This window comes from Massiliimicrobium timonense (assembly GCF_002160865.1).
Lineage (GTDB): Bacteria > Bacillota_I > Bacilli_A > Erysipelotrichales > Coprobacillaceae > Allocoprobacillus.
Window position 1 is genome coordinate 19,487 of sequence record NZ_NFLJ01000039.1, and the last position, 8,926, is coordinate 28,412.

The 8,926-nt window shown below is 32.4% G+C and carries 7 protein-coding genes and 1 other RNA gene; all 8 read left to right on the forward strand.

Annotated elements, in window-relative coordinates; translation table 11 throughout:
• The first annotated feature begins 37 nt into the window (after window positions 1–37).
• The gene (locus B5E75_RS11845) at window positions 38–1,570 is read left to right on the forward strand and encodes an ABC transporter ATP-binding protein (RefSeq protein WP_087359485.1); all 1,533 of its coding nucleotides are present in this window, start codon (window positions 38–40) and stop codon (window positions 1,568–1,570) included.
• The gene (locus tag B5E75_RS11850; protein WP_087359486.1) at window positions 1,560–2,669 is read left to right on the forward strand and encodes an ABC transporter permease; all 1,110 of its coding nucleotides are present in this window, start codon (window positions 1,560–1,562) and stop codon (window positions 2,667–2,669) included. The genes B5E75_RS11845 and B5E75_RS11850 overlap by 11 nt, the downstream gene beginning before the upstream one ends.
• Entirely contained in the window at window positions 2,666–3,628 is a 963-nt protein-coding gene (locus B5E75_RS11855; RefSeq protein WP_087359487.1) for an ABC transporter permease, read from the forward strand. Before B5E75_RS11850 ends, B5E75_RS11855 begins: the two co-directional genes overlap by 4 nt.
• 84 nt (window positions 3,629–3,712) lie before the next feature.
• Complete coding sequence (gene yfmF, locus B5E75_RS11860) at window positions 3,713–4,987, forward strand: EF-P 5-aminopentanol modification-associated protein YfmF (RefSeq protein WP_087359489.1); 1,275 nt, start codon at window positions 3,713–3,715, stop codon at window positions 4,985–4,987.
• Entirely contained in the window at window positions 4,974–6,260 is a 1,287-nt protein-coding gene (gene yfmH, locus B5E75_RS11865; protein ID WP_087359491.1) for an EF-P 5-aminopentanol modification-associated protein YfmH, read from the forward strand. Before yfmF ends, yfmH begins: the two co-directional genes overlap by 14 nt.
• A gap of 70 nt (window positions 6,261–6,330) precedes the next feature.
• Window positions 6,331–6,491, forward strand: a non-coding RNA gene (gene ssrS, locus B5E75_RS11870) — 6S RNA.
• 17 nt (window positions 6,492–6,508) lie between these two features.
• The gene (locus tag B5E75_RS11875) at window positions 6,509–6,736 is read left to right on the forward strand and encodes a DUF896 domain-containing protein (protein ID WP_087359493.1); all 228 of its coding nucleotides are present in this window, start codon (window positions 6,509–6,511) and stop codon (window positions 6,734–6,736) included.
• A 77-nt stretch (window positions 6,737–6,813) separates the two neighbouring features.
• Window positions 6,814–8,787, forward strand: a complete 1,974-nt coding sequence (gene tkt, locus B5E75_RS11880; protein WP_087359495.1) for a transketolase — start codon at window positions 6,814–6,816, stop codon at window positions 8,785–8,787.
• Window positions 8,788–8,926 lie beyond the last annotated feature (139 nt).

Below are 8,926 nucleotides of genomic sequence, written 5' to 3' on the forward strand. Positions count from 1 at the left end.
TTTAAAAAATATTGTAAATATAAAAGAGGTGAGAGTTTTGGATTATGCAATAGAAATGTTAAATATTACAAAAGAATTTCCCGGTATTAAGGCCAATGATCATATTAATCTACAAGTCAAACAAGGTGAAATTCATGCATTATTAGGGGAAAATGGTGCTGGAAAATCAACCTTGATGAGTATTTTATTTGGTCTGTATCAACCCGATGAAGGGATAATTAAAATTAATGGTCAAGAAGTGAAAATTCATAATCCTAATGATGCAAATAAATATGCTATAGGAATGGTTCATCAGCATTTTAAACTTGTTCATAACTTTACTGTTTTAGAGAATATTATCTTAGGCGTAGAGGATGCTCAATTTGGTTTCCTGAAAACTGCTGATGCTCGTAAAAAAGTCATGGAACTATCACAGAAGTATCATCTCAATGTTGATCCTGATGCTTATATTGAAGATATTACAGTTGGTATGCAGCAACGTGTTGAAATTTTAAAAATGTTATTTAGAGATAATGATATTTTAATTTTTGATGAACCAACAGCTGTTTTAACACCACAGGAAATTGATGAGCTAATGCATATTATGAAGGGACTTATCAAAGAGGGAAAATCTATTATTTTTATTACTCATAAACTAAACGAAATTAAAGCTGTGGCAGATCGTTGTACAATTTTACGTAAGGGGAAATACATTGATACTGTAAATGTCAGTGAGGTTTCTAAGGAAGAACTATCTGAAAAAATGGTTGGAAGAAAAGTCAATTTTAATGTAGAAAAAGCCGAACCTCAATTAGGAGATGAAGTTTTAAGAGTAGAAAATCTGACTTATCACCCAAAGACAGCACATAAAGATTTACTTAAGAATATATCCTTCCATGTTCAACGAGGAGAGATTGTCTGTATTGCCGGTATTGATGGCAATGGTCAAAGTGAACTTGTTTATGCTTTAACAGGAATGGTTCCTATTCAAAAAGGGCATATTTTCTTGAAGGGTGAAGATATCACAAAGGCTTCTATTCGTAAACGTAGTGATATGGGAATGGCACATATTCCAGAAGATAGACATAAACATGGACTTGTACTTGATTATTCCTTAGCTGAAAATATGATTTTAAGAAATTATGATAAACCAGAATTTCAAAAACATGGCTTTATTCGTTTTGATAAAATGAAGGCCTATGCTGATAAACTGATTCAAAAATTTGATGTGCGTTCTGGTGAAGGTGGAAAATCTATTGCTAGAGGTATGTCTGGAGGGAATCAACAAAAAGCTATTATTGCAAGAGAAATTGATAGCCAGTCTGATTTATTGATTGCTGTTCAACCAACAAGAGGTTTGGATGTCGGAGCAATTGAATTTATTCATTCACAATTAGTGAAACATCGTGATGATGGAAAAGCTGTTTTATTAGTGTCTTTGGAATTAGATGAAGTCATGAATATCAGTGATCGTATCTTGGTTATGTATGAAGGTGAAATTGTAGCTGATTTAAATCCAAAAGATATTGATGTGAAAGAATTAGGACTTTATATGGCTGGATCAAAGAGAGGTGAAGGATATGAAAAATAAAATTTCATTATTATTGAAAAAAGAAGGTTCAAAATCTTTTGCTTCATCTTTGATTGCTATTGCTTTAGGACTTCTTTTTGGATTTGTTATTATTTTAATTGCCAATCCACAAGATGCTCTTGAAGGATTGAAATTACTTTTAACAGGTGGCTTTTATCGTGGTGCAAAAAGTTTAGGACAAGTTTTCTATTTGGCTGTGCCCATTATGATGACTGGACTTTCTGTAGCCTTTGCTTTTAAATGTGGTGAATTTAATATTGGAACTCCGGGACAATATATTGTTGGTGCTTTTACTGCTGTTTTCATTGCATTAAAATGTACTTTTATTCCACAGTCTATTTTATGGCTTGTTTGTATTATTGCTGCAGGAATTGCTGGAGCTTTATGGGCTGTTATTCCTGGTGTCTTGAAAGCTTATCGTAATGTCAATGTTGTTATTTCATGTATTATGTGTAACTATATTGGTATGTTACTTGTTATTGAAGGTATTAAAGCAACGATTTATAATCCAGCTGGTGCTGAATCTTATTCTGTTCCTGCTGATAAAGCGATTCCTGCTTTTGGTCTTGATAAAATATTCCCTGATTCTAACATTAACTTTGGAATTATCATTGCCATTTTATTATGCGTTGTTGCTTATATTATCATGAATAAGACAACTTTTGGCTATGAATTAAAAGCTTGTGGTTATAATCCAAATGCCGCTAAATATGCTGGTATGAATGAGAAAAAATGTATTATTATGTCAATGGCTATTGCTGGTTTTTTCTCTGGTGTTGGAGGAGCTATTGCTTATTTATCTGGGACAGGAAAAACTTTAGCTATTTCCGAAGCATTACCAGCTGAAGGTTTTAATGGGATTCCAGTTGCTTTATTAGGATTTAATAATCCAATAGGATGTATTTTTGCAGCTTTATTTATTGGATATATTAATGTTGGTGGAAACTACATGCAATCATTAAATATTGCTATTGAAGTCATTGATATTATTGTAGCTTCTATTATTTACTTCAGTTCGTTTACTTTATTTATTAAAATGATTTTTAGTAAGTTAAAAAATAAAAAAGAAAAAATAACAGAAGGAGGGCATGAATCATGAGTATTGTTTATTTCTTATTTGCCCAAACTTTATTGTTTGCTATCCCGTTATTAGTTGTTGCTTTGGGTGGTATGTTTTCAGAACGCAGTGGGGTTATTAATATTGCTCTGGAAGGAATTATGATTCTTGGTGGTTTCTTTGGTGTTTTCTTTATGAATTATATGCAGACACATCAAATCATGAGTGGTCAGGCATTATTGTTAGTCGCTTTACTTATTTCAGGTATTGTAGGAGCACTCTTTTCACTTCTTCATGCTTTTGCTTCTATTCATCTTAAAGCAGATCAGACAATTAGTGGGACAGCTTTAAACTTGTTTGCTCCTGCATTTGGTTTATTTATTGCAAAGACAATTCAAGATGGTGTTCAAAGTGTCATGTTTGAAAATCAATTTAGAATTGTAGAAGTTCCTATTTTATCACAAATTCCAATTCTTGGAGATTTATTCTTTAAAAATTGTTATTTAACAACTTTTATTGGTTTACTGATTTTAGTGATTTCTTATGTTTTCTTAATGAAAACAAAGACTGGTTTACGACTGAGATCATGTGGAGAAAATCCACAGGCTTCTGATGCGGCTGGTATTAGTGTATATAAAATGCGTTATTTAGGTGTTGTGATTTCTGGTTTTCTAGCTGGAGTTGGGGGATTAATTTATATCTTACCAATTAGTACCGAATTTAATTGTAATGTGGCTGGATATGGTTTCTTGGCATTAGCTGTGTTGATTTTTGGGAATTGGAAGCCTTGGCGTATTGCAGGTGCTGCTTTCTTCTTTGGAGCAACAAAAACGATTGCATATACATATACATCTATTCCTTTTTTAGCAACACTTTCACTACCAGCAACAGCTTATAAATTAATACCATATGTAGCGACGCTTATTTTATTAGCCTTTACTTCTAAACATTCTGCAGCACCTCGTGCTGAGGGAGAACCGTTTGATAAAGGAAAACGTTAAGATCAAGAGAATCTCTTGGTCTTTTTTATTTTAATTTGTAGAAATTTGAGTATAATATATGTGTATAAGAATTGGAGGTTATTTATGGAAAACGTCTATCAAATGGCGGGATATACTTTACATCTTATCCCAACAAAAAAATTTAAAACAATGACCATTTCATTAAGATTACAAAGTCCATTATTGAAAGACACAACAACAATAAGAACACTATTGACATTTGTCTTAATGGCAGCCACTCAAGATTATCCATCGACACAGTCTTTAGCGACTTATTTAGATGAAAATTATGGGGCAAGTTTATCAACACATATTACAACGAAAGGGCAATCACATATTATCAATGTTGCGACAAGTTTTGTTAATGATGCTTATTTACCATCACCAGAACATCTTCTGGAAAAACAGTTACAATTAATCAGTGACCTATTTTATCACCCTTATCTTGACAATGATGGTTTTCATCCATCTATTGTGCAATTAAAGAAAAAAGAACTTCAAGAAAAACTACAGGCTAACAAGGATGATAAATTTTCTTATTCATTAGACAAATTATTTGAATACATGGGTAGAGGACAAGTGCTAGGTATTCCAAGTACAGGATATGAAGAAGAAATTCAAAACATTACATCTCAACAACTTTATCAATATCTTCAAAAATGTATTAAAGAAGATGAAAAACATGTCTATGTGGTAGGAGATTTACCTGATGACATTGTCAATGTTTTTGAACGTATTTTAAAGTTTCCTTCTCATTGTCATGATTATCCTTCAGCTTATATTTTTGAAAGTCCTCGTCAAGATTTACTTGAAGTCATTGAAAAACAGGATATTACACAATCAAAATTAAATCTAGGTTATCAGATTCAATGTGATTTTACATCACCATCTCATTATGCCTTTACAGTATTTAATGCTATTTTTGGTGGTTTTTCACAATCACGCCTTTTTAAGGTTGTAAGGGAGAAACATAGTTTATGTTATTATGTGTCTTCAAGCTATGACGCATTTAATGGAATGATGATTGTTAATGCAGGTATTGAAGCCAATGATTATCGTAAAACATTACATCTTATTGGAGAGCAATTAGCCGATATCCAAGCTGGTCATGTTAATAATGATGAGCTGTATCTGGCTAAAATAATGCTTGTCAATGCCTTGAAAAAAACAAATGATGAAGCAGGAAGCATGATTGCTTTAGCTTATAATCGTGATATTACACATATTCGTGAAACAAGTGAAGAATATATTGAAAAATTAATGAATGTAACTTTAGAAGAAATTGTAGATGTTGCTAAAAAGGTGGAATTAGATACAATTTACTTCCTTACAGGAAAGGAGTTCCATGAAAGTCATTAAATATCCAACACTTAAAGAAACACTTTATTTTGAAGAAATGCCTAATGGCTTAAAAGTTTATCTCTTACCTAAAGTAGGTTTTTCCAAAACTTATGGTTTATTTTCAACACGTTTTGGCTCTGTAGATACGACTTTTGTTCCTTTGCATGAACAAGACATGATAAAGGTTCCAGATGGTATTGCCCATTTTCTGGAACATAAGATGTTCGAGATGGAAGATGGTGATGCCAGTGAAGCATTTGCTAAACTTGGGGCAAGTACGAATGCCTTCACATCATCATCACGTACAGCGTATTTATTTAGTACAACTAGTCATGAAAAAGAATGTATTGAATTATTACTTGATTTTGTACAAGACATTTATTTGACAGATGAGAATGTAGAAAAAGAAAAAGGAATTATTAACCAAGAAATTGGAATGTATGATGATGATCCAGATTGGCGTTGTTATTTTGGAAGTATCCAAAATTTATATCAGCATCATCCTGTTAAAATTGATATTGCAGGAACTGTAGAAACAGTTGCTTCTATTGATAAAGCAACATTAGAAAAATGTTATCATACGTTCTATCATCCTAGTCAAATGATGTTATTTGTGGTTGGTCATATTAACCCTGATGAAATCATGAAGCTGATTCAAGACAATCAACAACAAAAACATTTTTCTAAGGAAAATCCAATCCAAAGAGCTGTTGTGAACGAACCTTTAGATGTTGCTCAAAAAGAGGCTGTTTTACATATGGATGTAACAATGCCAAAAATCATTGTGTCCATGAAAATCAACACGATTTTAACAAAGCCTCAAGAACGTTTAAAAAGAGAACTGGCTATGAATTTATTCCTTGATATTTTCTTTGCAAAAAGTTCATCTTTATATGATGAATGGTTAAATGAAGAATTAATTAATGATAGTTTTAGTGCTCAATTTACCCAGGAAAGAGATTATTGTTTTTTACAAATTGGGGGAGATACCCTTTACCCAGAACGATTAAAAGAAAAGATTCTTTATTTTATAGAACATATTCATGAATATGATATTCATCAAGAAGATTTTTTACGTTTAAAGAAAAAAACAATGGGTATCATGATATCTTTATTTAATAGTCCTGAAAGTATTGCGAATATGTTTAGTCGTTATTATTTTGAAGGAATTATGATTTTTGATCTTATTGATTGTTTAAATGCTTTAACAATGGATGATTTAATGTCTTTAAGGGATTTATTTGATGAACATTATGCGACTTCATTTACTATTTTGCCACAAATTCAATAAAGAAGTAAAAGACATTTCATAGAATGAAAGATTTCACTATTTACACAATCAAATTTTATGTTATAATGTGATTGACCTAAGAGATATATGTATTTCCTACACGATAGATAAGGGAATCTGACTGTTGTCTAATGGTGTTGAAAACCTGTCACGAATAGGGATCCTAAAATTAGACACAAGATACCCACCTGCATATACCAGGGATTAATCTAAAAAACTCTTAGGTTTTTCTTTTTGAGGAGGAAAGCATGGAAAAAATAACTGATGAAATGATTCATGAAATTAATGAACTTGCCAGAAAAAGCAAAACAGTTGGTCTTAGCGAAAAAGAGAAAAAAAGACAGCAGGAATTACGCCAGGAATATTTGCGTTTGTTTAGAAAAGGTTTTCAACAACAACTTCAAAATGTTAAAGTTGTCGATCCTCAAGGACATGATGTCACACCTTCTCTACGTCAAAAAACAAAGAAATGTTAGAATATGTCAAAACTTGTTTGATATTCATATGTTTTTGTGTATAATGTTAGTGTGTTATAAGGAGGAAAAATGAGATAATGAATCAATCTGAACTATCAATTGCAGCAATTAGGTCACTTGGGATAGATATGATTAATAAAGCAAATTCTGGGCATCCGGGAATGGTGCTGGGATCTGCTCCTGCTTTATATTCTTTATTTACAAAAGAATTAAAAGTCTTTCCATTACATTCTCAATGGCTTAATCGTGATCGTTTTGTTTTAGCAAGTGGACATGCATCTTCATTATTATATAGTTTATTGCATCTATCTGGTTTCCAGTTAACAATGGATGATTTAAAACAGTTTAGACAATGGGGAAGCTGTACACCAGGACATCCAGAAGTGGAATTAACAGATGGTGTGGATGCTTCTAGTGGGCCTTTAGGACAAGGTATTCCTATGGCAGTAGGAATGGCAATGGCTGAAGCTTTTTTAGCATCTCGATACAATCAAAAAGATTATGATGTGATTGATCATCATACCTATGTTTTATGTGGTGATGGTGATATGCAAGAAGGTGTAACTTATGAAGCATCTTCTTTAGCAGGACATCTTTCTTTAGGTAAACTGATTGTTCTTTATGATGCTAATAATGTGACTTTAGATGGACCTTTGAATTACTCTTTTAGCGAGAATGTCAAAAAACGTTATGAAGCCATGAACTGGCAAGTCATTAAGGTAGAAGACGGTAATGATTATGAAGCCATCGCAAAAGCAATTAAAAAAGCTAAAAAAGAAATTTATAAACCATCTTTAATTATTGTGAATACGATTATTGGTTTTGGTTCTCAAAATCAAGGAACAAGTAAAGTTCATGGAGCACCTCTTGGTGAAGAAGATGGACAATTTGCAAAGAAGCAGTATGGTTATGAATATGATCCATTCTTCATACCAGATGAAGTTTATAAAGATTTTCAAAAGAATGTTTTCAATCGTGGAAAACGTGCTTACAATAAATGGAATAAAATGATGGATTCATATAAAGAAGCATATCCAGATTTGTATCATGAATTATTTCAAAATATCAATGATGAATATGCTTTTGATGAAGAAGCGTTTATGCAAAAATATCAGGATGGAATAAGTGAAGCAACACGTGTCACAAGTGAAAAGCTCATTAATGCTATTGCGGCACAGAACCCAACATTTTTATCTGGAACAGCAGATTTAGCTTCTTCAACGAAAACAATTATAAAAAATGCTGAACGTTTCAGTTGTGAAAATTATGGTGGACGTAATTTGTTCTTTGGTATTCGTGAATTTGCAATGGTTGCGATTATGAATGGAATGGCATTGCATAAAGGAATAAAAGTAGCTGCTGGTGGATTTATGGTTTTCAGTGATTACTTTAAAGCTGCATTAAGAATGTCTTCTTTGATGAAATTACCAATTATTCTACCACTTTCACATGATTCGATTGCTGTAGGAGAAGATGGACCTACTCATCAACCTGTAGAGCAATTAGCAATGTTACGTTCAATTCCAAATATTCAAGTGATCAGATCAGCAGATGCTTATGAAATGTGTGCAGCATGGAAAAAAGCAATAGAAACAAATGATCGACCAACAGCACTCATTTTAACAAGACAAAATGTAACAAACTTTACTCATGCAACATATGATGATGTCTGTCATGGCGCTTACATTGTTTCTAAAGAAAAGGGACAATTAGATGGTATTTTGATTGCAACAGGAAGTGAACTGGAATTAGCAATGAAAGCTCAGGAAGCTTTATATCAACAAGGTCATGATGTTCGTGTGGTTTCTATGCCTTCAATGGAACTTTTTGATGAGCAGGATGAAGCCTATAAAGAAATGGTTTTACCATTAAATATCAGAAAACGTGTAGTCATTGAAATGGCATGTGATTTTGGATGGCATAAATATGCTGGTTTAGATGGAAAAGTGATTTCTGTTAATCAGTTTGGAGCAAGTGCTCCAGCAGCTGTGGTCATTGAAAAATATGGATTTACTGTTGATCATCTTGTAGAAACTTATTTATCGCTTTAAGAACCTGATACAGGTTCTTTTTGGCTCTGTGTCAAGAGTGGAGGGGAAGTAACTGAATCAGTTACTTCCTTTTTTAAATAATGTCATACTTAAAACCAAGATGCAGAAGTATTCTTTTTCTTAGGTTTTGAAAATATCT